Source organism: Rhodococcus sp. D-46 (assembly GCF_011290655.1).
GTDB classification, from domain to species: domain Bacteria; phylum Actinomycetota; class Actinomycetes; order Mycobacteriales; family Mycobacteriaceae; genus Rhodococcus_F; species Rhodococcus_F qingshengii.
The window spans coordinates 101922-125725 of sequence record NZ_JAANTF010000003.1 but is presented as its reverse complement, the minus strand read 5'-3'; the positions used below and the strand labels follow the sequence as shown (position 1 = coordinate 125725).

Annotated in this window: 24 protein-coding genes; 3 read left to right on the top strand and 21 right to left on the bottom strand. The window is 63.0% G+C overall.

All coding sequences use genetic code 11. The annotated features are described in order from the left end of the window. Positions 1 to 166: 166 nt before the first annotated feature. Genes lysS through G9U53_RS08580 form a run of 3 tightly spaced genes read right to left on the bottom strand, consistent with a single transcriptional unit; the run spans position 167 to position 3023 of the window. Positions 167 to 1678, bottom strand: a complete 1512-nt coding sequence (gene lysS, locus G9U53_RS08590) for a lysine--tRNA ligase (RefSeq protein ID WP_003945834.1) — start codon at positions 1676 to 1678, stop codon at positions 167 to 169. A gap of 11 nt (positions 1679 to 1689) precedes the next feature. Beyond that, positions 1690 to 2193 carry an anthrone oxygenase family protein gene (locus G9U53_RS08585; RefSeq protein WP_165638584.1) on the bottom strand — a complete coding sequence of 168 codons (504 nt, stop codon included), beginning with the start codon at positions 2191 to 2193 and terminating at the stop codon, positions 1690 to 1692. Then, complete coding sequence (locus G9U53_RS08580) at positions 2190 to 3023, bottom strand: NAD(P)H-binding protein (RefSeq protein WP_083055974.1); 834 nt, start codon at positions 3021 to 3023, stop codon at positions 2190 to 2192. Before G9U53_RS08580 ends, G9U53_RS08585 begins: the two co-directional genes overlap by 4 nt. An 80-nt stretch (positions 3024 to 3103) precedes the next feature. On the opposite strand from G9U53_RS08580, the gene G9U53_RS08575 reads away from it, so the two are divergent. Next, positions 3104 to 4063, top strand: a complete 960-nt coding sequence (locus G9U53_RS08575; RefSeq protein ID WP_083055972.1) for an AraC family transcriptional regulator — start codon at positions 3104 to 3106, stop codon at positions 4061 to 4063. Between the two features lie 21 nt (positions 4064 to 4084). Here G9U53_RS08575 and G9U53_RS08570 read toward each other — a convergent pair whose 3' ends face one another. The 14 genes from G9U53_RS08570 to G9U53_RS08505 all read right to left on the bottom strand — a co-directional run bounded on the left by G9U53_RS08570 (position 4085) and on the right by G9U53_RS08505 (position 16136). After that, the gene (locus G9U53_RS08570; protein WP_003945445.1) at positions 4085 to 4507 is read right to left on the bottom strand and encodes a rhodanese-like domain-containing protein; all 423 of its coding nucleotides are present in this window, start codon (positions 4505 to 4507) and stop codon (positions 4085 to 4087) included. Then, complete coding sequence (locus G9U53_RS08565; protein ID WP_007726989.1) at positions 4504 to 5022, bottom strand: cysteine dioxygenase family protein; 519 nt, start codon at positions 5020 to 5022, stop codon at positions 4504 to 4506. Before G9U53_RS08565 ends, G9U53_RS08570 begins: the two co-directional genes overlap by 4 nt. Before the next feature lie 261 nt (positions 5023 to 5283). Next, on the bottom strand, positions 5284 to 6099 hold the full coding sequence (locus G9U53_RS08560; RefSeq protein ID WP_007726991.1) for a type III pantothenate kinase: 816 nt from the start codon (positions 6097 to 6099) through the stop codon (positions 5284 to 5286). A 3-nt stretch (positions 6100 to 6102) separates the two neighbouring features. Then, positions 6103 to 6549 (bottom strand): aspartate 1-decarboxylase, encoded by a 447-nt coding sequence (panD, locus tag G9U53_RS08555; protein WP_003945761.1) that lies wholly within the window; start codon positions 6547 to 6549, stop codon positions 6103 to 6105. A gap of 27 nt (positions 6550 to 6576) precedes the next feature. After that, positions 6577 to 7509 (bottom strand): pantoate--beta-alanine ligase, encoded by a 933-nt coding sequence (gene panC, locus G9U53_RS08550; protein WP_003945953.1) that lies wholly within the window; start codon positions 7507 to 7509, stop codon positions 6577 to 6579. Beyond that, entirely contained in the window at positions 7502 to 8443 is a 942-nt protein-coding gene (locus G9U53_RS08545) for a DUF2520 domain-containing protein (RefSeq protein ID WP_003945822.1), read from the bottom strand. Before G9U53_RS08545 ends, panC begins: the two co-directional genes overlap by 8 nt. Before the next feature lie 110 nt (positions 8444 to 8553). Beyond that, on the bottom strand, positions 8554 to 9675 hold the full coding sequence (locus G9U53_RS08540) for a DUF6779 domain-containing protein (protein WP_207624124.1): 1122 nt from the start codon (positions 9673 to 9675) through the stop codon (positions 8554 to 8556). A gap of 68 nt (positions 9676 to 9743) precedes the next feature. Next, a complete protein-coding gene (locus tag G9U53_RS08535; RefSeq protein ID WP_153213529.1) occupies positions 9744 to 10211 on the bottom strand; it encodes a DUF3180 domain-containing protein in 468 nt (155 codons plus the stop codon). 17 nt (positions 10212 to 10228) lie between these two features. After that, a complete protein-coding gene (gene folK / locus G9U53_RS08530; protein WP_042923562.1) occupies positions 10229 to 10732 on the bottom strand; it encodes a 2-amino-4-hydroxy-6-hydroxymethyldihydropteridine diphosphokinase in 504 nt (167 codons plus the stop codon). Beyond that, complete coding sequence (gene folB / locus G9U53_RS08525) at positions 10729 to 11094, bottom strand: dihydroneopterin aldolase (RefSeq protein WP_003945780.1); 366 nt, start codon at positions 11092 to 11094, stop codon at positions 10729 to 10731. The genes folK and folB overlap by 4 nt, the downstream gene beginning before the upstream one ends. A 1-nt stretch (position 11095) precedes the next feature. Next, the gene (gene folP, locus G9U53_RS08520) at positions 11096 to 11956 is read right to left on the bottom strand and encodes a dihydropteroate synthase (protein ID WP_020968349.1); all 861 of its coding nucleotides are present in this window, start codon (positions 11954 to 11956) and stop codon (positions 11096 to 11098) included. 5 nt (positions 11957 to 11961) lie between these two features. Continuing rightward, positions 11962 to 12579 carry a GTP cyclohydrolase I FolE gene (folE, locus tag G9U53_RS08515; protein ID WP_019746783.1) on the bottom strand — a complete coding sequence of 206 codons (618 nt, stop codon included), beginning with the start codon at positions 12577 to 12579 and terminating at the stop codon, positions 11962 to 11964. Between the two features lie 59 nt (positions 12580 to 12638). After that, complete coding sequence (ftsH, locus tag G9U53_RS08510) at positions 12639 to 15221, bottom strand: ATP-dependent zinc metalloprotease FtsH (protein WP_165638583.1); 2583 nt, start codon at positions 15219 to 15221, stop codon at positions 12639 to 12641. A 267-nt stretch (positions 15222 to 15488) separates the two neighbouring features. Next, positions 15489 to 16136 carry a GntR family transcriptional regulator gene (locus G9U53_RS08505; protein ID WP_070161950.1) on the bottom strand — a complete coding sequence of 216 codons (648 nt, stop codon included), beginning with the start codon at positions 16134 to 16136 and terminating at the stop codon, positions 15489 to 15491. Between the two features lie 99 nt (positions 16137 to 16235). On the opposite strand from G9U53_RS08505, the gene G9U53_RS08500 reads away from it, so the two are divergent. Next, positions 16236 to 17576: an SLC13 family permease gene (locus tag G9U53_RS08500; protein ID WP_064688651.1), complete on the top strand. Its 1341-nt coding sequence runs from the start codon at positions 16236 to 16238 to the stop codon at positions 17574 to 17576. 28 nt (positions 17577 to 17604) lie between these two features. Further along, complete coding sequence (locus tag G9U53_RS08495; RefSeq protein ID WP_165638582.1) at positions 17605 to 19014, top strand: acyl-CoA synthetase; 1410 nt, start codon at positions 17605 to 17607, stop codon at positions 19012 to 19014. Positions 19015 to 19087: 73 nt separating this feature from the next. Here the strand turns inward: G9U53_RS08495 and G9U53_RS08490 are convergent, their stop codons facing one another. From G9U53_RS08490 to G9U53_RS08475, 4 genes are all read right to left on the bottom strand, one after another. Beyond that, complete coding sequence (locus G9U53_RS08490; RefSeq protein WP_165638581.1) at positions 19088 to 20389, bottom strand: hypothetical protein; 1302 nt, start codon at positions 20387 to 20389, stop codon at positions 19088 to 19090. Positions 20390 to 20480: 91 nt separating this feature from the next. After that, a complete protein-coding gene (locus tag G9U53_RS08485; protein ID WP_230359472.1) occupies positions 20481 to 20837 on the bottom strand; it encodes a hypothetical protein in 357 nt (118 codons plus the stop codon). Then, on the bottom strand, positions 20834 to 23284 hold the full coding sequence (locus tag G9U53_RS08480) for an AAA family ATPase (protein ID WP_165638580.1): 2451 nt from the start codon (positions 23282 to 23284) through the stop codon (positions 20834 to 20836). Before G9U53_RS08480 ends, G9U53_RS08485 begins: the two co-directional genes overlap by 4 nt. A gap of 89 nt (positions 23285 to 23373) precedes the next feature. Further along, positions 23374 to 23751 (bottom strand): PH domain-containing protein, encoded by a 378-nt coding sequence (locus G9U53_RS08475; RefSeq protein WP_030534814.1) that lies wholly within the window; start codon positions 23749 to 23751, stop codon positions 23374 to 23376. Positions 23752 to 23804: the final 53 nt, after the last annotated feature.

The window sequence follows — 23804 nt, the reverse complement described above, 5'->3', positions numbered from 1 at the left end:
ACCAAATCATCGCAACAATTCGAGAGTCCGAAACTCGGGCGACCGCGCATGGATGAATCCTTTGCCGCAGGCGAATGTCGTTGGGAACTATCGAATACCTTGGGAGCGCCCCAACTGAAAAAGGTTCGGCCGCAACATGTGCGGCCGAACCTTGATCGAAGTAAAGCTAGCGAGCGGACGGACGAACGATCGGGAAGAGGATCGTCTCGCGAATACCGAGACCAGTCAAAGCCATCAGCAGTCGATCGATTCCCATGCCGGTGCCGGTGGTCGGCGGCATGCCCTGTTCCATCGCGGCGAGGAACTCCTCGTCCAGCACCATCGCTTCGTCGTCGCCTGCCGACGCGAGGCGCGCCTGGTCGACAAAGCGCTCACGCTGGATGACCGGGTCGACAAGTTCGGAGTAGCCTGTCGCCAACTCGAATCCGCGGATGTACAGGTCCCACTTCTCGGTGACACCCTTCTTGCTGCGGTGATCACGGGTCAGGGGCGACGTCTCGACCGGGAAGTCACGGACGAACGTCGGCACGTACAGCTGATCGCCGCACTGGTGCTCCCACAGCTCCTCGACGAGCTTGCCGTGGCCGTAGCCCTTGTCCTTGGGAACCTCGAGGCCGACCTTCTCCGCCAGAGCGAGAAGCTCGTCGACCGTTGTATCCGGCGTGACCTCGGTGCCGATGGCAGCCGACAGCGACGGGTACATCTCGAGAACCTGCCACTCGCCACTGACGTCGTACTCGGAACCGTCGGCGAGGGTGAGGACCTGCGTGCCGAATGCTTCCTGCGCAACTTCCTGGACGAGTTCACGAATCATCTTCGCGGAATCGTCGTACGTGCCGTAGGCCTCGTACGTCTCGAGCATCGCGAACTCGGGCGAGTGAGTGGAGTCGACGCCCTCGTTGCGGAAGTTGCGGTTGATCTCGAAGACCTTCTCGATACCGCCGACGACGCAACGCTTGAGGAACAGTTCCGGCGCGATACGCAGGTACAGGTCGATGTCGAGGGCGTTCGAGTGCGTGACGAACGGGCGAGCTGCCGCGCCGCCGTGCAGCGTCTGCAGCATCGGCGTCTCGACCTCGAGGAAGCCGCGGCTCTCGAGTGCATTGCGCAGCGCACGGACAACAGCGACGCGCTTGCGGGCGTTGTCCCGAGCCTCGGGGCGAACGATCAGATCCGCGTAGCGCTGACGCACCCGGGACTCTTCGCTCATTTCCTTGTGAGCAACCGGCAGGGGGCGCAGCGACTTGGACGCGATCTGCCACGCGTCAGCCATCACGCTGAGCTCGCCGCGACGGGAGCTGATGACCTCACCGTGGATGAAGACGAAGTCGCCGAGGTCGACGTCGGACTTCCAGGCAGCCAGTGCCTCTTCGCCGACGCCGGCGAGGCTGATCATGGCCTGCAGCTGGGTACCGTCGCCTTCCTGCAGAGTCGCGAAGCACAACTTGCCGGTGTTGCGCATGAAGATGACGCGGCCGACGACGCCGACCAGCACACCAGTCGCCGTGTCCGGCTCGAGTTCCGGGTACTCCGCGCGGATCTGCGCGAGCGTGTGGGTGCGATCGACCGAAACCGGGTACGCCTCCTGCCCCTGCGCCAGGATCCGTTCACGCTTCTCGCGCCGGATACGGAGCTGCTCGGGGGTGTCGTCGACTGGCTGGGCTTCTACATCACTCACGGGGTACAAGACTACTGGGCCGTGTCCACCGCGTTTGTTGCTGGTAGCACCGCGGCCACCGCGAGCACGATTCCCGACAGCAGGTACAGCCCGACCCGAACGTAATTCCACATAGTCCAACCCGCCTCGTACGACGCCCATGCGGCCGCGTCGGTAGTGCTGACCGAGGCAAACGCGTCGTTGCGAGGGACGTGGTAGATCGCGGTCACCGCGAAGGACGCGAGCACCCCGACGCAACCGACGACGGCAAGGACCCAGCCGTCCGGTCTGGAGATCGCTGCCCAGATTCCAGCGGCGATCGCGGTGAGCGCCGATCCGACCAGCGGCAGCATCAACGCACTACGCGGCGCTTCGACGTTGATCGCCTGCATCGACGTGATCGCGGTATGTGCATCGACCGACCGCAGAGCGGGCATCACGAAGGACGAGAAGGCAAACAACGCACCACCGGCGACGAGCGCGCCGAGCGCAGTCACCCCGAGCAGCAGCTCCAAGAAAATCTCGGATTTCTTCACGACCAGACCCCCGTTCGAGCAGCCTCGGCGGCAAAAGTGGTGAAATCTCGAGCGGGTCGTTCCAGGACCTCTTCGACGACACCGGTCACACTTTGATTTCGTCCGTCGAGAACCTCGGCAAACAGGTACCTGAGTAACTCCACGACGTCACTCGGGACGCCGACCTCCGCCATGCCGTCGGAAAACTGTTTGAGTCCAATTCTTTCGAATGTCACGAGACGACCCGACGCCGTCGAAATCGCATCAACCGCCGCCGCGAAAGTGAGCAACTCCGGACCTGTCACCTCGAGAACTCGGCCGAGGAGGTCGGTTCGAGTCAATGCGGCCACCGCCACGTCGGCGAGATCGTCGACGTCGATGAACGGCTCCCCCACCTCACCGACCGGAAGTGCCAGGTGGCCTTCCCGAATCGGATCGAGTAGGTACCCCTCACTGAAGTTCTGGGCAAACCAACTGGCCCGCACCACAGCCCATTCCAGACCGCTGTCGGCGAGAACCTGCTCGGCTTTCTGCGCCGCCGGTTCACCGCGCCCGGACAGGAGCACCATGCGACGAACCCCTTCGCGGTACGCAAGCTCCGCGAACTCCTCGATGTGGGCGCTCGATTCCGGAACAGCCAGATCTGGCGCATACGTCACATATGCCACGTCGACGCCGGACACTGCTGGCTGCCACGTCGTCTGATCGTTCCAGTCGAAACGCGTCCCGGATGTTCTCGACGCGATTCGGGTACGGATTCCCACCGCCGTCAGCCTCTGCGCAACGCGCGCACCGGTCTTGCCGGTACCACCGATCACTACTGCCGATTGAATGTCGCTTGTTGTCGTCATGCACTCATTCGACCGCGGAGCGTCAATACGATCCATAGCCGAAGGTCGCAAAAACATACGCCAGCGTCTACGGTCGAAGCATGGATGCATTGTCGATGATGCTGGCCGGATCGCGGGCGGAGGGCGCTTTTCTACTGCGCTCGCTGCTCGATCCACCGTGGTCATTACGTATCGAGGACCACGCACCGATCACCGTGCTGGTTCTGGTTCGAGGCAGCGCGGTCGTCGTCTCCGACACCGGACAGACAGAAGATCTCGAGGCCGGCGACGTTGCACTGTTGCGCGGCCCCGATCCGTATACGGTCGCCGATCACCCGGACACCCCGGTCCACGTACTCATCGACGAGGCACAAAACTGCGCTGCGGTCGACGGATCACCACTCGAGGACATGTCAGTTCACGGCATTCGCACCTGGGGCAACTCGACCAGTGGTCAGACCGTCATGCTCACGGGCACATACCGTTTGGACTCCTATGTCAGCCGTCAGATCCTCGACAGCCTGACACCCGTCGCGGTAGTGCGACGCAGCATCGAAACCGCGCCGATGACAAACCTTCTGGAACAACAGATCGCCGCCGACGGGCCAGGACAGGAAGTGTTGTTGGACAGGCTCCTTGACCTGGTCCTGATATCGGCGGCCCGGACCTGGTTCGCCGAGAACCCGAATCGATCACCGCGATGGATCAAGGCCTACGAGGATCCCATCATCGGGCATGCCTTGCGGCTCATACACAATCGGCCGGAACACCCCTGGACGGTCGCGAGCCTGGCCCAGGAGTCCGGCAGTTCACGAGCAGCCTTCGCGCGCCGGTTCACCAGCCTCATGGGGATCGGACCCGTCGGCTATCTGACCGAGTGGCGCTTGTCGGTGGCGGCGGATCTACTCGCAGACCCGGCACGAACGGTGTCGTCGATCGCGCGAGAAGTGGGCTACTCGAGCCCCTTTGCCCTCACAACGGCGTTCACCCGCCATCACGGAATGAGCCCGAAGATGTACCGCCAGACCCGCTGTGCGCCTTTATTAACCGCCCGCGGTTAATAAAGGCGCACAGCAAATACCTCAATGAGCCGAAACCGCCGCCAACTCGCGGGAGCAATGACGCACTCCGCTGAGCGCACCGAGCAGGCCGGCGGCCTTGATCGCCTGGTACCCGCCCACGAGATCGGTGGCCTTGTGCAGACCCAACTGCTGCAACGACGCTGCGGCCAGGCTCGAGGTGTAGCCCTCGGAGCAGACGATCACCCACTCGACGTCGTGGTCGGTGGCCAACGCGAGGTGTGCGCTGCTGGTGGGGTCGAGGCGCCATTCGAGCACGTTCCGCTCGATCGCGAGTGCGCCGGGAAGAGTTCCCTCGATGGCGCGCTGCGCCTGCGGGCGAATGTCGACGAAGATCGCGCCGCGGTGGAAGGCTTCGGTGAGCTGGAAGACGTACATACGATCGATCTGTGCGCGAGCGTCGTCGAGCATTTGGTCGATGGTCATTTGGTGCCCCCCTCGGGCAGGTCGGTCAGCTCGGTACGGGTGCGGCGAAGTGTCCGGTGATCCGTCACTTCGTAGAAGGACATTGCCGTCAGCGGCGGCGAGTACGCGTGAACGCTCAGAGTCGGTGCATCAGAGCTGATTTCGATCGGAGCACCGGGAGCATCCGTCGAACGCACGACATCGTGAACCCAGCCGAGCGGGAACGAAGCCTGGTCGCCGGCGTCGAGCTGGCGTTCCACCAGGGCGTCACCGGCCCAACGGAATTCGGTGAGCGAACCACTGAGGACGGTCAAGGCGCCGAACGAGCCTGCGTGGTCGTGCAATTCGGTGTTGCGTTCGGGTACCCAACTGATGAGCCACACATCGACGTCGTCGTCCGCGTGCAAGCGGGTGGACCAACGGTCGAGCGTCGGGAAGGTGTCGGGGATGAGGTGGTCGAAACGGCCGTCGAGCACGCCGTTTGCTCCCTCGTCGGTCAGCCGCAGCAGATCGGCCGGGCGAAGGCGGGTGGGCAACGACGCACCACTCGGGCGGCGTCCGGACGCCCCACGATTAGCGCTACGACCTGCGGAAACCGCACGGTCAGCAGTAAGGGTCGGGGCCAAAACAGAGAGATCTGCAGAATATGTGGATAGCACGAGCTAGCTCCAAGGAATGTGAATTGGTCAAGGCAGCGGTCAGCCTCGACAACACTCCTGAGCACCCATGCAGCGATTCACGAGCACCATTGTGGCATAACTTTTGCAATCGCGAAACCGCTGGAACGAAACCATCGATCAGGCGACGGGTCGTCGACCGGATCCACGACGCGCCTGATTGCGCTCGAAGACCAACCTCAGCCCCTCGAGAGTGAGGTCCCGTTCGAGGTGATCGATGGTGTCGGACTCGGGAATGATCAGCGGTGCGCTGTCCCCGGTCGCGATCACGGAGACGTCGTCACCACCGAACTCCGGTAGTTCGTCGCGGACGCGGTTGACCAATCCGTCGACGAGGCCCGCAAAGCCGAATACCGCACCGGACTGCATGCATTCGACGGTATTCTTGCCGACCACCGAACGCGGGCGCACCAATTCGACCTTGCGCAGCGCAGCGGACTGCGACGCCAAGGCATCGGTCGAGATCTCGAGTCCGGGCGCGATGCAGCCGCCCAGAAACTCACCCTTGGCGGAAACGACGTCGACACAGGTCGACGTACCGAAGTCCACGACAATGCATGGCCCCTCGTAAAGATGGTGAGCGGCAAGGCTGTTGACGATCCGGTCGGCTCCCACCTCTTTGGGGTTGTCCACCAGCAGTGGCACACCGGTGCGAATACCCGGTTCGACCACCACATGGGGAACGTGACCCCAGTACCGCTCGAGCATCACACGGATTTCACGCAAGACGGACGGCACTGTCGACAGCGCCGCAACGCCGGTGATCTGATCGACATGAGAACCCAACAGCCCACGGAAGGTCAACGCCAACTCGTCGGCAGTCATCCGAGGATCGGTTCGCATTCGCCAGTCCTGCAACAGCTTCGAATACTCACCAGTCCCGGAGAACAGACCGAGAACGATGTTGGTGTTCCGGACGTCGACCGTGAGCAGCATGGATTACACCAGGCTGGATTCGCGCGAGGCCTCGAGCGTCGACAGCATGCGTGGGGTGATCAGACCCGAACCCTCCGGCGCGTGAGCCGGGTCGGAACCGAGTTCGATCTGCTTGTTGTCGGCATCGACGAAGACGACGCGCGGGGAGTACTCCTTGACTTCCTGCTCGTTCATCACGCCGTAGGCGATGAGGATGACCAGGTCGCCTGGCTTTACCAGATGCGCTGCCGCACCATTGATTCCGATGACACCGGTTCCGCGCTCGCCGGCAATGACGTACGTCTCGAGACGCGCACCGTTGTCGATGTCGACGATGCACACCTGTTCGCCTTCGAGGAGGTCTGCGGCGTCCATCAGATCCTGGTCGACGGTGACGGAGCCGACGTAATGCAGGTCGGCGTGAGTCACGGTGGCGCGGTGGATCTTCGACTTCATCATCGTGCGAAACATATCCAGGTCCTTACTCGTGAAAAGTGCTCAGTGAGACAGCAGGTCGTCGATGGCGTCGGCGGATGGGTCGGTGTCACGCTCGAGGAAGCCGGTTCCCACCGCGACACCGACGTTGTCGATCAAACGGGTGGTTCCGAGCTTGGCGGCCACCAACAGTCGACCGTCACCTCGCTCGGGCGCGGGGCCCAGATCGACGCCCCGAACCTCGAGGTAGTCGACCTCGATTTCCGGAACAGCTGCCAGAACAGCGCGTGCGGTTTCCAGGATTGCTTCCGCTCCCCCAGCCGCCGCGTGTGCACCGGCGATCAGAGCGGCGGACAGCGCGACCGCTGCCGCGCGCTGGTTCTCGTCGAGGTAGCGATTGCGAGAGGACAACGCGAGACCGTCGAACTCGCGAACCGTCGGAACTCCGATGATCTGTACATCGAAGTTGAGATCCCACACCATCTGACGGATGAGCGTCAGCTGCTGGTAGTCCTTCTCACCGAAGTACGCGTGATTGGGTGCCGCGATCTGCAGCAACTTCGCCACTACCGTCAGCATTCCCGCGAAGTGAGTGGGGCGCGCTCCGCCTTCGAGTTCGCTACCCAACGGGCCCGGCACGATGGTGGTGCGCTGGCCCCGCGGGTACATCGTCTTGGCGCTCGGCGCGAACACCAATTCGACGCCCTCGGCGCGCAACAGGTCGAGATCCGCATCGAGAGTGCGCGGGTACGCGTCCAGATCTTCGCCGGCACCGAACTGGAGCGGGTTCACGAAGATGGAAACGATCACGACGGCGCCGGTGACCTTGGCCTGACGAACCAGTTCGATGTGGCCGGCATGCAGCGCACCCATCGTCGGAACGAGCGCCACCTGACGCCCGACACCTCGCAGTGCCCGCGAGACGCGCCGAAGCTTGTCCGGATCGTGGTGCACCGTCAGTTCGCCGCGCTTGTATCCGCCCTGCAGATCACTCACGACGGTCACCTCCCGTTTCAGTCAAGATGTCGAACAATTCGGTGGGGGCGCCCACCCGCTGGGCCGATCGCAAGGACATCGCCCGATAGCCGGCAGCGAGCTCCGGATCCAGGTCTGTCAGTACGCGCAAATGTGTGTCGACAGCAGCAGCGTCGCCGCGTGCCACCGGGCCGGTCAACGCCGAGGGACCGCGTCGTAGCGCGTTGTCCAAGGCCGCCGACAGCAGCGGCTGCAGGACTCGCTCGGCCACTCCACCCGGATCGCCGTCGACCAACTGCTGACCGAGCAGCTCGTCACCTTGCAACGACGCTCGCAGGGCCTCGACGGCGTCGACCACGAGCGTGACCAGGTGATTACTGCCGTGAGCCAGTGCGGCGTGGTAGAGCGCGCGGTTCTCCTCGCGCACTCGGACGGGCTCGCCGCCGATCTCGAGGACCAGTGACTGCGCGATCGCGTAACCGATGTCGTCGGCAGCGGTGATTCCGAAGCATGCCGACGACAGCCGTGCGGTGTCCTCGTCGTGACCGGTGAACGTCATCGCCGGATGGATAGCCAGGGGTAGTGCGCCCAGTTCGGTGAGTGGAGTCAGGATCGCGATCCCGTTGGCACCGGACGTATGCGCGACGAGCGTGCCCGGCTTGACGGCATGGGTGGCCGCCAGACCTCGAACAAGATCCGCAAGTTGATCGTCAGGAACGGCGAGAATCAGCAACTCGGAACGAGCTGCGACGTCGGCGGCCGGAAGAATTTCGGTATCGGGAAGCCGCTTCACAGCGCGGGCAACCGAGGCGCTGGAGACGGCGGAGCAAGCGCTGACAACATGACCGGCTCGCTCCAATGCGGCACCGACAGCTGTTCCGACCCGGCCTGCGGAGACAATTCCTACCGTCAATCGCGCAGGTGCAGGTCCATTAGTGATCCCGAAGGAAGTCACCGGATTCCTCTCGTTCGTTCCAGTCCCGCTCGGCGGGTACCAGACGTTCTGCGTCCGAGGATATCCTTCGCCCGAACCGTCATGCCATGGCCGGGCGAGTGATCTGCGACTCAGTCCTCTCGGCGACGGCGTCGGCCGGAGCCTTCGGACGGGTTGTTCGAACTCAGGTTTGCCATGATTTCGGCGACGGTCAATCCGTTGGAATGAGCACCACTGGCGGCATCTTCCGGAGCGGCACGGCGACGACGTCGCGGCTCCGCGTCAGGCTCCGCAGCGGATTCGGGTTCAGCTTCCGCGACAGCGTCGGGAACAACCGCGCGAACAACCTCGGGCACCTCTTCGACGACAGCGTCTTCGATGACGGCATCTTCGATGTTCGGGGCCTGGGCGGGAGCCTTGACTTCAGGCTCGACCGGCGCGACCGGCTCCGAATCCTTCTTCACCGGAACGTCTTTCACCGTTCGTGTCGGCGAGGAACTCACCGGAGAACTCGGTACTTGGTTCCCGCTCTGGGGCTTCTGCGTCTCTTGTGGCTTCTGCGTCTCTCGAGACTTCTGGGTCGGGATGACGCGCGGCGCCACGAAGCTGCTGTCACGCCACGACGTCTCCGCGAACACGACGGTTGTCTCAGCAGTCACCGGATCGTCGTTGGGCGAAGCCAAGCCGCCGACGTTCGGTGCCGGTTGGCTGGGCCCGCTCTGGCCGGCGCCGGGAACGTACAACCCCGACGGTGCCGGCTGGTACGCGCCGTACGAACTACCGCCAAGTTCCGGCACTCGCGTCGAATCGGTCTTGAGCGCGGTCTGTTCGGGCAGCAGCCCACCTTCGAACAGTGCTTCGAGGTTTCGGCGCAGCGCCACCAATTCGGCGCGCAGGCCGGCCAGTTCCTCCGCGTCCGCGGTCACCTCACGTCGCACGCGACCTTCGACGCTCAGTTCGTACTCGCGTCGAGCAGAAATTTCACGTTCGAGCTGCAGTTCGTACACGGTCTGCAGATCGGCAACCTTGGCTTTGTCCAGTGCCGACTCACGCCGATACTTGGTCATGGCGATAGCGCCGAGGGTGGCTGCCCACAGAGCGACGACCAGACCCACCCGAAGAAGCTGAACGCTGTTGCTGAAAATCAGAAACAGCGAAGCAATGACAGCAAGTGCCAGAAGAGCAGCAATGATCATCTGGCTCGCGCTGCGCTTGCTTCGGCGCGCAGACTTCGATCGACCAGAATTTGTCATGGTTGCCAGGGTACTTGCCGAGACCGGGGTCGCCACGTACCTCGGTGGGTGATTTGCCGACCAGGCTGTCAGTGCGCAGGCTCGTCAGGTGTATCTTCCGGCGTCTTGCAACAATGTTCGAGCCACAGAGCTGCCGCTACCAGCGCAATTGCGGCGCCCAACCCCACCCACGCGCCCGGCGTGTCGGAGGCTGCAGCCTGCAGAACCGAGCGCTGTGGGATGAGATACACCAGCACTCCGACCCAGACACCGACGGTAGCTGAACCGACCAAAGCGGATGCTTTGGCCAATGCCAGCGCTCGGGCGGCGGTGATCGGATGAAGCTGTCTGAGCCCGTCGCCGACCTGCCGGTTTTTGACGCGTGAACGAATGACAAAAGCGAAGACGGCCTCGGCAACGGCCACGAAGTAGAGCGACGCTCCCGCATAAACGGGGATGGGCGGCATCGAACCGTAGAACACGCGAATCAGAATCCAGGTGGCCACGGCCGCCACTGCGGCGAGTACCGCGAGTTCACTGATCCGGGTCGGCTTCAAACCCTTGTCGTTTTCGGTCACCGCGCAAGCACCACATCGGTAGTGCGGACACCTTCGCGCTCAGTGCTATCGAGGCCGTCGAGAATTTGTGCCACCGGCAACTTCTGGCCGTCGACGATCAGCGTCGCGTCAGGCTCGACGTCCAGCCAGGGAACGAGAACGAATGCCCGAAGATGCGCGCGCGGATGCGGAAGTGTGAGCACGGGATCGGAACTGACGACGCCTTCGCAGTCGACTACGTCCACGTCCAGGCTCCGTGGCCCCCACCGCTGTTCGCGCACCCGGTCTGCGGCTTCCTCGAGAGCTTGCGAGCGGCGAAGCCATTCAGCGGCATCGGCTTCGGGATCGTCGACCACCACCACCGCGTTGTAGAAATCCTGCTGCTCGACGCCACCCCACGGCGCGGTCGAGTAGACCGGTGAGACAGCAACGACGGCGCTGCCCAACCCGTCGACAACGGACTGCAGGTGAGCCACGCTGTCGCCGATGTTGGAACCGATCGACAGAACAGCGCGCGTCATGCCGATCTGGTCCGATGTGCGACGACGGCGACGTCCGCAAAAACCAGCGGAATCGGTGCCGACGGTTTGTGGACAACAACCTCGACGCTCTCGACTCGCGAATCTTTCATGACGTCGTCGGCGATCTCCGCGGCGACGGTCTCGATGAGATCGCGCGACGGGCCGGCGACTATCGCTGCGGCGGCTTCCGCCAACTCGCCGTAGTGCAGGGTCTGCGTCAGGTCGTCCGACGCCGCGGCGGGAGCCAAGTCCATCCATACGGTGATGTCGATGAAGAAGTCCTGACCGTCACGCTTCTCGTGGTCGAACACTCCGTGATTGCCGCGAACCTTCAGTCCGCGCAATTCGATTCGGTCCCCCATGTCAGGCCCTTTCTCGTCCACGGTTCCAGGCGTCGACCACGGCAATGGCGTCGAGCGAAGCTTGTGCGTCGTGCACCCGAACTCCCCAGGCGCCTTCGCGCGCTGCAAGGGCGGAGACCACGGCCGTCGCAGTCTCGCGGCCACCAGGTGGACGCGGATTGCCGTCGGGATCGCTGAGCAGAGACCCCAGGAACCGCTTGCGGGAAGCACCGACCAGTACCGGGAATCCGGTCGCGTTGAACTCGGGTAGTGCACGCAACAGTGCCCAGTTGTGGTCGGCGTTCTTCGCGAACCCGAGGCCGGGGTCGAGGATGATCGACGACGAATCGACCCCTGCCTTCAACGCCAGATCGACCTGCGACAGCAGTTCGTCACGGACGTCGCGGACCACGTCGTCGTAGTGATCGGCGCTGCCACGATGGACGTAGTCGCCGGCCGAGCGCCAATGCATGAGGATCCAGGGCACTCCGGCGTCGGCCACAACGGACGCCATGTCGGGGTCTGCGCGACCGCCCGATACGTCGTTGACGATGCCTGCGCCCGCTTCGATCGCGGCGGCGGCGACGGAAGCACGCATCGTGTCGACGCTGACGCGAATTCCGGCTGCCACGAGTTCTTCGATCACCGGGGCAATTCGGTCCGCCTCGAGTTTCGGATCGACACGGGTGGCTCCGGGACGCGTCGACTCGCCGCCGACGTCGACGATGTCGACGCCGATGCGTTGCAGTTCGAGTCCGCGAGCGATCGCCGCGTCACGATCGAGAAATTGACCACCGTCGGAAAACGAATCGGCGGTGACGTTCAGAATCCCCATCACGACCATCCGGGCCGGATCGCTGCCTGCAACGGGAGCCGCGGACATCTTGCTCACTTACGCAGGATGAGGTCCAGCGCTTCGGACCGCGAGGCCGCGCTGGATTGCAGGAGCCCACGAACCGCAGACGTGGTCGTGCTGGCTCCGGGCTTGCGGATACCGCGCATCGCCATGCACAGATGCTCGGCTTCGATGACGACGATGGCTCCACGCGGGTCGAGCTTGCGCATCAAAGCATCCGCGATCTGACTGGTCAGGCGTTCTTGAACCTGCGGACGCTTGGCGTACAGGTCGACGACGCGCGCGAGCTTCGACAAACCGGTGACCTTGCCCGACTTTCCCGGGATGTAGCCAACGTGAGCAACACCGTGGAAGGACACCAGGTGGTGCTCGCACGTCGAGAACATCGGAATGTCTCGCACGAGCACCAACTCCTGGTGCCCCTCGTCGAAAGTTGTGTTCAACGCGTCGTCGGGCTCGGAGTACAGACCCGCGAAGATCTCCTTGTACGAGCGCGCAACCCGGGCCGGCGTATCGAGCAGGCCTGGGCGCTCCGGATCTTCACCGACCGCGATCAACAATTCCCGTACGGCAGCCTCTGCCCGCGCCTGATCGAACGGGCGGCCCGTTCCGAGCGACACCAGTTCACTGGCCACATCATTCACCGACAACCGAACTCTCCTCGAGAATTGTTCACAGGTCCCCCGCCGCAGAGCCTAGTGGCGCAAGGTCAGCGAGATCCGTCCGGTCCGTCCCAGCGAACGGTGCTCGGTCCCTCGTCCTCAGCCGAATGATGCGGCGGAGGAGTTTGCGGCTGTTCCGGTGCGGGGCTCTGCCACTGGTTTTCACCCGACGGGTTTCCCCGGTTCGGATCGGCGATGGGTCCACTGTCCGGGTACTGCACCGGGTAATCGGGCTGCGCGGGGTAACGGCGGCCGGGATGCGGCTGCTCCGGGTACGCCTGCTGTCCCGGGTGCGGCTGGCCGTACTGCCCCTGATCGGGCTGGGGCTGACCGTGTTGGGGCTGACCGTACTGGCCCTGCGACTGGTTCGGCGGGGTCGGATTCTGTCCACCGGTGTACCCACCCGACTGCTGTCCGGGGTACGTCGGCGACGGGTTCTCACGCGGAGGCCAACCCGGTGCCGACCATCCGGCGGGCGCTCCGTAGTCGGGTGTTCCCGGTTGCGGAGTCTGCTGCGGAGCACTCGGCTGCGGGTACGAAGGCTGTGCGTAGCCGTTCGAGGGTCCCTGGTTGCCGTTGTTGGGGAGACCACCGTTGTTGGGGAGACCACCGTTGTTGGGGAGACCACCGTTGGGGGCACCGCTGTTGGGTGCACCTGCCTTGACGAGAACAGGTGCGGCAGCGGGCTCCGGCCAGGTTTCGCCGCGCTCGATCGCGAGTTCGCGAGGAGTCTTCACCGGCGGACGATCCGAAGGCGTACGCCCACCGAAATCGTTGAAAGCCGTGATGCGCGGACGCTTTTCGACGCCGGCAAGGATCTTCTCGAGGTCCTTGCGAGTCAACGTCTCACGCTCGAGCAGTTCGGTAGCGATGAGGTCGAGCGCATCGCGGTACTCGTTGAGGATTGCCCACGCTTCGGTGTGCGCTGCCTCGATGAGGTTGCGCACCTCTTCGTCGATTTCACGGGCGATCTCGTGTGAGTAGTCGGACTGAACGCCCATCGAACGGCCGAGGAACGGATCCCCGCCCTCCTGTCCGTAGCGAACCGCGCCGAGCTTGGCACTCATGCCGTATTCGGTGACCATCGCGCGGGCGATCTTGGTCGCCATGTCGATATCGGACGACGCTCCGGTGGTGGGCTCGTGGAACACCAACTCCTCTGCGGCGCGTCCACCCATTGCCATGACGAGACGAGCGATCATCTCCGAACGCGTCATCAAACCCTTGTCGTCCTCGGGCACGGTCATCGCGTGGCCGCCGGTGCGTCCGCGAGCGAGGATCGTGACCTTGTAGACCGGCTCGATGTCAGGCATTGCCCAAGCAGCCAGCGTGTGACCGCCCTCGTGGTACGCCGTGATCTTCTTCTCGTGCTCGCTGATGATGCGACTCTTACGCCGCGGTCCACCGACAACACGGTCCACCGATTCCTCGAGCGAGGCTTCGGTGATGACGGTCCCGTTTTCGCGTGCGGTGAGCAGTGCAGCCTCGTTGATGACGTTGGCGAGATCAGCACCCGACATTCCGACGGTCCGCTTGGCGAGACCTTCGAGGTCGGCGTTGGGATCGATCGGCTTGCCCTGCGAGTGCACGCGCAGGATCGCGCGGCGACCGGCGAGGTCGGGGGCGCCGACCGGAATCTGGCGATCGAAGCGTCCCGGACGCAGCAGTGCGGGGTCGAGGATGTCGGGGCGGTTGGTTGCGGCGATCAAGATGATGCCGGTGCGATCACCGAAGCCGTCCATCTCGACGAGCAACTGGTTGAGTGTCTGCTCGCGCTCGTCGTGTCCGCCGCCCAGGCCTGCGCCGCGCTGACGACCGACGGCGTCGATCTCGTCGACGAAGATGATGCAGGGGCTGTTCTGCTTGGCCTGCTCGAACATGTCGCGAACACGCGAAGCACCGACACCGACGAACATCTCGACGAAGTCAGAACCGGAGATGGTGAAGAACGGGACGCCGGCCTCGCCTGCGACAGCGCGTGCGAGCAGCGTCTTACCGGTTCCGGGAGGGCCGTACAGCAGCACACCGCGCGGAATCTTGGCGCCGAGCGCCTGGTAGCGAGCCGGGTTCTGCAGGAAGTCCTTGATCTCGTACAGCTCTTCGACAGCCTCGTCCGCACCGGCGACGTCGGCGAACGTGGTTTTCGGCATGTCCTTGGTGAGCTGCTTGGCCTTCGACTTACCGAATCCCATGACTCCGCCGCGACCACCGCCGCCCTGCATCCGGTTCATGACGAAGAAGAAGATGCCGAACAGAATGATCATCGGCAGCACGAACAGAAGGATCGACGTCAGCCAGCTCTCCTGAGTGACCGTCGTGTTGAACTTGTCCGCACCGGCGCCTTCGACCTTGTCGAAGATCTGCTCCGACGCACTCGCGGGGTACTTCGCCAGGATCTGCGTCTTACCGTCGGTGGCGTCGTTGCCGTTCTTGAGCCACAGACGAACCTGCTGCTCACGGTCGTCGATCTGCGCCGACTCAACGTTCTTGGCGTCGAGTTGGGAGATCGCGACCGAGGTGTCGACGGTCTTGAAGTCGCGGGTGTCGTTGCTGAAGTAGCTGAAGGCATAGATCACCAACAGCACGACGGCTACGAGTAGCACGTTACGGAACACAGTCTTACGGTTCATACAGGTCGGCCGATGTGGCCGGTCCTTTCGAGAGTGCGGGTCTGCCAGGTCGCCTTCCGGCTGCCAACCGGACACCTGCAGGTTACCGCGATCGGCCCCATCGATGCCCGCCAGCGGCCGTGCCGCTTGGTTGGAACGGTCGTCACTGTGTTCAACGTGCGCATTGCCGATCAGGTTCCCGGGCTACGTCGCAGCACAGTTTCCTGTGAGCGAACATGCTCATAGTGGTTATCGTGCGTTTTTCCGACGCTTGTCCGCCGTTATTCGTCAGGCCGTGTCGGAGAGGATTCCCGCAACAGCGTCAGCGGCGCCCGATTGGTCACCGTCGATGATGCGGTGAGCGAGATGATCGAGTCGCGCAGACAGTCGAGCCGAGGATTCGGGCACGTCCGCCTGCTGGGCGATGGTCTCGTCGAGGTCAGCCAGTAAGCCACCTCCGGCCAGGTGCCTGACGCAGCGCCACGTCTCGGCGAAGTTTCTCGCGGTCCCGTCGTCGGTCAACATCGCGACCCGAAGCGCAGCGTTGGGATTCGACGCCGCCGCCCGAGCCAGGCCGGCCATGATCGCTTCCCTGGCGGCAGTCAGTTCGTCGACGGTTCGGTCTTGCAACCGCACTCCCGAATCCGCAGACCTACCCGCGTCGGGCGTCGGAGCTTCACGAATCACTGCACCGTTACCGTGCTGAATTTCGACTCTGCCCCGAATCTCGAGGGCCACGAGCGCTTGAGCCAGCGACGCGCGACTCACGCCGAGTTCGGCAGCCAGGCTGCGTTCGGGAGGAAGCCGATCGCCGGGCGAAAGGCCTTGAGCCTCGATGAAATTCGAAATGTGCTCGGCCAACTGCTCGTACAGGCGCGGACGCTTCAATCGTCCGGGCAGGCCCGAGCGCGAGCCGGGCGATGACGTCGAATTCATGCCTCGGAGTGTACTTGACAAATGGAGCAGTGGCAGAGAGGCTAGGCCAATTCCAAGTGATGCAGACCACAAGCTGGTCGCGAACGGATTGAGAGTTCGATGGCAAATGTCATAGCCCTGTCAGTACTTGTCCTGGTGTTCGTCATATCCACCGTGAGGTCGGTGAACATGGGTGCGCTCGCCCTGGTGGCTGCCTTCGTCGTCGGAACACTGGTCTTCACCGTCGATACCAGCGAGATCCTCGACGGCTTCCCGGCCAGCCTCTTCGTCATCCTGGTCGGCGTCACCTACCTGTTCGCGCTGGCCAGAAACAACGGCACGGTCGACTGGATCATTCACGCGGCAGTCCGCGCGGTCAGAGGACGAGTGGCCCTCGTGCCGTGGGCGATGTTCGCGGTGTGCGCGGCCGTCACCGCCATGGGCGCGGTCAGTCCCGCTGCCGTCGCCATCATCGCGCCCGTGGCGATGGGCTTCGCCACCCGCTACCGGATCCACCCCATGCTGATGGGCTTCATGGTCGTCCAGGGCGCAACGGCGGGCAGCTTCTCCCCTATCGGAATCTTCGGTGTGATCACCAACGACGTCATGCGCCAGAACGGCCTCCCGTCCAGCCCGGCCTTGCTGTTCGTCTCGACCTTCGCGGCCGCGGCCGTTGTTGCCGCAATCGCGTACGTCTCGTTCGGCGGACGCGCGTTGATTGCGCGCGGCGCCTCCGAACGCGTGCTCGTCAACGCAGTCGGCAATGCGTCTGGCGGGAGCGACACCATCACCGGTTCGGGTTCCGGCGACAGCTCGAAGGGTGGCGGCAAGTCCTCGGGTGGGACCGCTCCGCACGAGGGAGCGCTCAATCTCGAGCGCCGACTCACCTTGCTCGGACTGGCGTCGCTTGCACTCGGTGCCTTGGTGTTCGACCTCGACGTCGGATTCACCGCACTGACCGTCGCGGTACTTCTCACCCTGATCTTCCCTGCCTCCGCCCGCGGCGCCGTCGACAAGATCAGCTGGGGCACCGTGCTCCTCATCGGCGGAATCGTCACGTACGTCGCTCTTCTGCAGAACCAGAACACCGTCCAGTGGCTCGGGGATTCTGTTGCACACGTGGGGATTCCACTTCTCGCGGCGTTCTTGATCTGTCTGATCGGCGCGATCGTGTCGGCGTTTGCATCCACCACGGGAATCCTCGGCGCACTCATCCCTTTGGCAATTCCATTCCTCATGACCGGTCAGGTCAATGCAACCGGTCTGGTCATCGCGCTGGCAATCTCCTCGTCTCTGGTCGATTGCAGTCCGTTCTCGACCAACGGCGCGCTGGTGGTCGCGAACGCCGCTCCGGAAGAACGCGACGTGGTGTTCGGGCTGACGATGCGGTGGGGCATGACCATCATGGTGGTGACGCCGATTCTCGCCTGGTTGCTGTTCGTTGTTCCCTGGTCCGTCTGAATCTTCGCTCAAAGAAAGGGAACTCGCGATGAACAGCGAATCCACACTTCTGCGCTCCCTCGACCCCCGCATCTTCGACGATCACGGAGCGGCGGTCAGTTTCGGCGAAGGCGCGACCCTCTCTCGCGCCGACTTGTTTGCCGCCGCCACCGCGGTCGCCGATCGAATCCATGGTGCACAGCGAGTGGCAGTACAAGCCGCCGCCGGCCTCGAGACAGTGGTCGCCGTCGCCGGCGCGCTGATCGCCGGTGTTGCCGTGGTCCCGATCCCGCCGGACTCCGGCCCGCTCGAACGTCAGCACATCATCGCCGATTCCCAGGCCGAACTGATACTCGGAGACGGACCGTCGGATTCGAGTATCCCGTTGATTCCCATCGATATTCACGCGCGATCTGCGACGTCCTATCCCGAACCGAGCGCGGCAGCTACCGCACTGATCATGTACACCTCGGGAACCACCGGAGCTCCGAAAGGCGTTGTCCTCTCGCGAGCATCGATCGCAGCGGATCTCGACGCGCTCGCTCATGTGTGGAATTGGACGCCAGAGGACACACTCGTCCACGGACTGCCCCTCTTCCACGTCCACGGGTTGATTCTCGGCGTGTTGGGCGCCTTGCGCGTGGGTTCGCCGCTGATTCATACCTTCAGACCAACTCCGGATTCGTATGCCGCAGCGGGTGGCTCGTTGTACTTCGGTGTTCCGACCGTCTGGTCACGCGTGTGCGGTGATCCCTCGGCGGCAGCAGCATTGCGATCCGCGCGCTTGCTCGTGTCCGGAAGTGCACCACTTCCGGTTCCATTGTTCGAGCGGATGAAATCGCTGACCGGGTTGGCTCCCGTCGAGCGCTACGGAATGAGTGAAACCCTCATCACCGTCAGCACGACGCACGACGGCGAACGTCGCCCGGGTTGGGTCGGGCACGCCGTTCCGGGAGTCAGGACGAGGTTGCGCGGCGAGAACGGCGAATTGTCGGCGCACGACGGAGAGCAGCTTGGGCAACTGGAAGTTGCGGGCGCCGTTCTCTTCGACGAGTACCTCGGGAACCCCTCGAAGACAGCGGAATCCATGACCGAAGACGGCTGGTTCCGCACCGGCGACGTCGCGGTGATCGACGACAGCGGATTCCACCGCATCGTAGGTCGCGAGTCGGTCGACATGATCAAGTCCGGTGGATACCGCATCGGTGCAGGCGAGGTGGAACAGGCACTTCTGGCATACCCCGGTGTTCGCGAGGCCGCCGTCGTCGGTGTGCCGGACGACGATCTCGGCCAGCGCATAGTCGCCTTCATCGTCGGAGATGTAGCCGACTGCGCTGTGGTTTCGGACTTCGTCGCCGAATCACTGTCGATCCACAAGCGCCCACGCCAGGTTTGTCTGGTGGACAGCTTGCCCCGCAACGCTATGGGCAAAGTCCAGAAGAAGCTGCTGACGCTCTGAGGCTGGACCTGTAGCAGCCACCGACGAACCCAGTGGCTGCTACGTGCTCATTTGCGGTGCGAGTCAGCTCGGACTAGGCGGCCAGGGCGGGAAAGACGACAACCGATCCATCACGCCGTCTTGCGATCTCGATCGCCACGTCGGATTCGTTGTCCGACATTGCGACCCCATCTCCCAACTCCCGCAACAGGTATGCGGTCCGCAGCATCTTGTCGACTTCACTCGACTTGAACACAAAATCACGAACACCGTGGGATCGGTCAAGCCTCAGCTCGGAAAGTCCCATGAGCAGTGACGCGATGCCCGACTCCAACTTCGCGACACGCTGCTGATCGCTCTTCAACGCGCGAGTGAAGCTCTCGAAAGGGTTGGCTTCGTCCATCTGAGCGTGCTCCACAGCTTGAAGGACGATCACACGCTTCTTGAGCGCGATAGCGAGTGCGGCAAGCTCGAGGTGGGCGCGGAACTCGCCACCGTCCTCGTCGATTCCGGTGAACGCTTTTCGCAGAGTATCGAGCTCGACGCGACCGGTCTTCAATGCGTCGAGTCCCTGCTGCCATTTCTTCAGTCGCCCTTCGGCATCCGCCATACCGACACTGATCGCGTGTACGGCGGAGTCCAGTCCAACTGACGCGCCGATGCGTCCCTGATCGAGCAGAATCGCAGTCGCAGTGTCGATCGCGCCCCGACATCCGTTCAGGGAGTTACGTTCCTTTTGCAACGCGTCATCGTGGAGCTTCTCGAGTAACTTGGTGATGTTCTCGATTGCGAGTTCACGCTTGTGGTCGGCGTGGGCGCTGACACCAACCGCGACTGCCATCAACACCAGGGGAGCCGCGACTGTCAGTGCACCCGCACTGGCTGCTGCAAGACCTGCCGTCGCGGCGGACCCGCCAACGGCACCAACCGCGGCTGCCTGTCCTGCAACAGGCACGAACGAGGCCTGCGCAGCAATCCCCGAAGATCCGATAAGCGCACTGTGCACGCCACCCGCCGCCGCCTTGGACGTCATCGGTTTCACCAGCCCACTGCCAACTTGCGCGGCGACTTTTGCCGGGACAACCATGCGGTACAACGTCTCGCCACTCGCGACCGCTGAACTCGACGAAGCTTTGGATGTCTGGCTGATCAGCTGCGACAGATGGGTAGCCAGTGGACTCGCACTATCCAGGGAGATCCCTCGATCGAGGTCGATCGACTTCGGAAGCGGATGCGCCTCGAGTGTTGCGATCGGGGTCTCGGCCAACACCGCCAGGACTGTCCGCAACTCCGCCAGTCGGTCGGGCGTCATGGTTCCCTCGTCCGGAATAGCGGGCACCTCCGCCTGCTTTGTAGCAAGCGTCCACACCGGAATTACATTGTCATTGTCGACCACATCGAGCCTTCCTCGGTTACGTCGCGCTCACGCTATCCGAGCACGCACAAATATGTTTGCCCCTGTCTCGGTTCCCGTCATCAGCTTCGAGTCAGCCGCTCTCCAACAGGACGGCAACAACTCCACACAAATGCCGCACCTCGGCGACGGTCGGCGCAAGTTCATACGCATGGTGATGACAGACATTGCTCAATCTGTTCCATGCCACTGCTGCGGCGTCGGCGCGTTTCGTTGTGTCGAGGGAACGCAGTATCACCAATCGCGAGCGCATGCTTGCTTGCGGCGCTTCGGCATTCAGCGCGATACACCGTTCGGCTACCAGTTCCTCCAATGCCTGTCTGGCCAGAAAAGCAGCCAACCGTGCCGAACTTCCAGCAGCACCGACACTTCCATCGAGCAGTAGCTCCGCATTTCGCAGCACGACAGCCGGCGGCATCTGTGTTGTCATTCCGCGAGGATCCCGTCGACCGTCTTCCTGAGGTCATTCACTTCGCTCCTCGTGATCGACATGTCGGCCCCGACATGCGAGCCGGCGTTGGCAATATTGAGCGTCGCTTTGCGCCCTTCTCGCAGAATTTGCCACTGCGACAAAGGCTTCTCGGCATCGCCGTACACCGCGAGCGCGATCTTGGCCCGCGTCTTTTTCACCGACGTCCACCGGTTCTCGGTGTCGACCCGACCCTCGCCCGCCTTGTGTTGCTTCGAGTAATACACCTGCTGCGCCGCGGATTCCAAGGCCAACCGGAACAAACCTGGTGCCACTCGGCGCTTGACCTCGTCGGGAACGTTCTCGTCGAGCACCAGCGCGCGGACGTCGTCCACATAGCGGGTCGCCTGGTTCAGTGTCTCTGCGACACAGACCTGCGATCCGGTCTCACGTGCAACCTCGACCAGTCGCGCATTCACCGCAAGTTGCCGTATCGCAGTGGCCAATCGGTCGTCGTGGGAGAACACGATGACCTGCCGTGTCTCCGACAGCTTCGACAAAACTCGGATGAACCCGTCGATCTTGGCCGGGTCCATCGCCTGAATCGGATCATCGAGAACGATGAAGCGGAACGGACTGTTCGGTGTGGTCGCACGCGGAATGAACAGTGCAAGCGCCAGAGCGTGCAACTCCCCCTGACTCATCACCGCCAATGCTTCGGTCGGCACTCCGTCCACCGACCCTTTCAGCACCGCCCTGCGTCGAGTATTGCTGCCTTCCAGGCTGATCGACCCGATGTCGACGTTGCTTTCCTGCCTGAGCTCCGACCAAATCTCGCGCGCCTGCTCCGCGATCGGCTCGAGTCTCTGATTCCGCAGTTCTGCCGCATGGGCGGCTACCCACTTCTTCGCCGCATCCAGGGCTTTGACGGTGTCATCACTCAATCGTGCGTCACGCTCGAGGTTGACCCACGTCATCAAACGACCCGCGATCGGAGCCCATGTGTCTTCCTGCTCGGCGATTGCGACCGCCGCCTCTTCGCGCACGGCGTTCGCAGCGTCGATCACCGCAGGCAAGGTCTTCTCGATGTGCTCGGCGAGCTCGGTTACCCCGGTCGGCGCACCTTGGGCAGCGGCCACTGAGTCTCGGTACCGGATCAACGACTCCAATTCCGGACCCTCGACCGTTTCCAGACGCACCAGCTCGTTCAGCAATTCCTTTGCTGCCCGACATGCGTTGTCAAGATCGCGTCGAGACTTCCGATACTTCCCCAGCTTGCTGTTCTGTTCCGCGAGGCGCGTTCGGGATTGCGTAGCCCAGGCGTCGTCGAGCACCCCCGCCGCACATACCGGGCACTCGATTGTGCCTGTCTCACTGTGCAATTGAATGGCTCTATCGAGGATATCGCTGCGCTGTTCCACTACCGACAAAGCATCGCCAGCGTGCTCGACGGTGTCGGCGACTGCAACCCGAAGATCGGCGACAACCATGTCGATCGCCGGCTTCTGTGGGACCGCCAGATTCGCGCACCTGCGCAGACCAGACAGGGTGGACGCAACAGCCGAACCAGAGCCTGTGGCGAGCGCAAGCACCTCGTCGAGATCGTGAGTCCGCTTCTTCAACTGAGTGACGGCGGTTTGTGCACGCTCGTCTGCTGATTCGGCGACAATTTCCTTGAGTTGACGCAGCTCCTCATTCGCGCACTGACGCGCAGTCTTGGCAGACTTCAGCGCGGCGGTAAGCCGTTTCTCGGCGTCCGCGATCTCGTCCAGTCCCAATAGCTTTGCAAGTGCGTCGTACAGCGTGGACGGGCTGTCCTCGACCAGCCCTCCGATCTCGTCGTAAGACAAGATCGGCCGATGCAGCTCGACGGCGGACTTCCATCCGAGTTCGTCGGTACCGACAGTGCGCTTCTGTTTGCCCGTCTGGGTCCACGCTTCGTTGTCATGCAACGTGGCACCGATCGGCCAGTTGACGGCGACGACGGTCGGTTCGGAACCCTCGACGGTCAGCCCAACGCGCACCTCGCATGGATCCGGGCTGTGCAGGTTTCGCCAGCTGTCAGCCCATAATTTCGCCTTGTTTTTCCACCGGTAGCTCGAGCTGGTAACTGCAAATTCAAGAGCTTCCGCAAAACTCGACTTACCCGACCCGTTGCGTCCACTGACGATCGTGATGCCAGGCGCAGGATGCAGATCGAGAACGGCTTTCGGTCCGATGCCGCGGAAGCCGGCGACCGAGATAGATGTAAGGAATGCTCCAACTGGTTCTTCTGCTGGGCCGCTGGCGGTTTCGGGTCGGGTTCTCAGCTGCTCCGTACCGCCAATCTGCTTGCTGAGCGCATCATCACCCTCGAGTGCTGCAAGAACGAGATACTTCGCCGCATCAGGCAGATTCGTGTCTTCGTCGATCGCGTCCCAGACAACCTCGTCGAGCGATCTTTCTGCATCTCTGTTGGCAGTTGTCACCAAAACTCCCTCGCCTCGTCGATCCCAACCGACCCAACGGTTTCATATGGGACCGACAGCACGTCTTGGCGAGGGAGCTCAGCTGCACATCAGGACACGACAAAATGCGACAGGATCGCCTGGACTTCGTAGATGTCGACCTGCTTGGTGAACTGTTTCTGGATCGGTGTCGCGTTCCCCGAGATCCATATCTTCAGCTCGGCGTCGAGATCGAAGGTTCCGGCTGTCTCGACCGCGAAGTGGGTGATCGACCGGTACGGCACACTGTGGTACTCGATCTTGCGACCCGTCAGCCCCTGCTTGTCGACCATCAAGAGTCGCCGATTCGTGAACAGAAATGCGTCGCGAACCAACTGATACGCCGCATGAACCTGCTCCCCGTGTCCGAGCAGACGCGCGTATTCGTGGTGCGCCGCAGCGGGATCGATCTTTCCAGCGTTACCGATCAACCCGTCCATGAGACCCATCAGGCCCGATACCTCCGTGCTCGTCCAAGTTGCCTCCACGGTCGAAGGCGACA

What these genes read in the sequence shown, in the direction of transcription:
- G9U53_RS08580 (WP_083055974.1), bottom strand. Translation starts at nt 3,023, where the DNA reads ATGACGACAACAAGCGACATTCAATCGGCAGTAGTGATCGGTGGTACC.
- G9U53_RS08575 (WP_083055972.1), top strand. Translation starts at nt 3,104, where the DNA reads ATGGATGCATTGTCGATGATGCTGGCCGGATCGCGGGCGGAGGGCGCT.
- G9U53_RS08570 (WP_003945445.1), bottom strand. Translation starts at nt 4,507, where the DNA reads ATGACCATCGACCAAATGCTCGACGACGCTCGCGCACAGATCGATCGT.
- G9U53_RS08560 (WP_007726991.1), bottom strand. Translation starts at nt 6,099, where the DNA reads ATGCTGCTCACGGTCGACGTCCGGAACACCAACATCGTTCTCGGTCTG.
- panD (WP_003945761.1), bottom strand. Translation starts at nt 6,549, where the DNA reads ATGTTTCGCACGATGATGAAGTCGAAGATCCACCGCGCCACCGTGACT.
- G9U53_RS08540 (WP_207624124.1), bottom strand. Translation starts at nt 9,675, where the DNA reads ATGACAAATTCTGGTCGATCGAAGTCTGCGCGCCGAAGCAAGCGCAGC.
- folK (WP_042923562.1), bottom strand. Translation starts at nt 10,732, where the DNA reads ATGACGCGCGCTGTTCTGTCGATCGGTTCCAACATCGGCGACAGCGTG.
- folB (WP_003945780.1), bottom strand. Translation starts at nt 11,094, where the DNA reads ATGGGGGACCGAATCGAATTGCGCGGACTGAAGGTTCGCGGCAATCAC.
- folP (WP_020968349.1), bottom strand. Translation starts at nt 11,956, where the DNA reads ATGTCCGCGGCTCCCGTTGCAGGCAGCGATCCGGCCCGGATGGTCGTG.
- ftsH (WP_165638583.1), bottom strand. Translation starts at nt 15,221, where the DNA reads ATGAACCGTAAGACTGTGTTCCGTAACGTGCTACTCGTAGCCGTCGTG.
- G9U53_RS08505 (WP_070161950.1), bottom strand. Translation starts at nt 16,136, where the DNA reads ATGAATTCGACGTCATCGCCCGGCTCGCGCTCGGGCCTGCCCGGACGA.
- G9U53_RS08500 (WP_064688651.1), top strand. Translation starts at nt 16,236, where the DNA reads ATGGCAAATGTCATAGCCCTGTCAGTACTTGTCCTGGTGTTCGTCATA.
- G9U53_RS08495 (WP_165638582.1), top strand. Translation starts at nt 17,605, where the DNA reads ATGAACAGCGAATCCACACTTCTGCGCTCCCTCGACCCCCGCATCTTC.
- G9U53_RS08485 (WP_230359472.1), bottom strand. Translation starts at nt 20,837, where the DNA reads ATGACAACACAGATGCCGCCGGCTGTCGTGCTGCGAAATGCGGAGCTA.
- G9U53_RS08475 (WP_030534814.1), bottom strand. Translation starts at nt 23,751, where the DNA reads ATGGGTCTCATGGACGGGTTGATCGGTAACGCTGGAAAGATCGATCCC.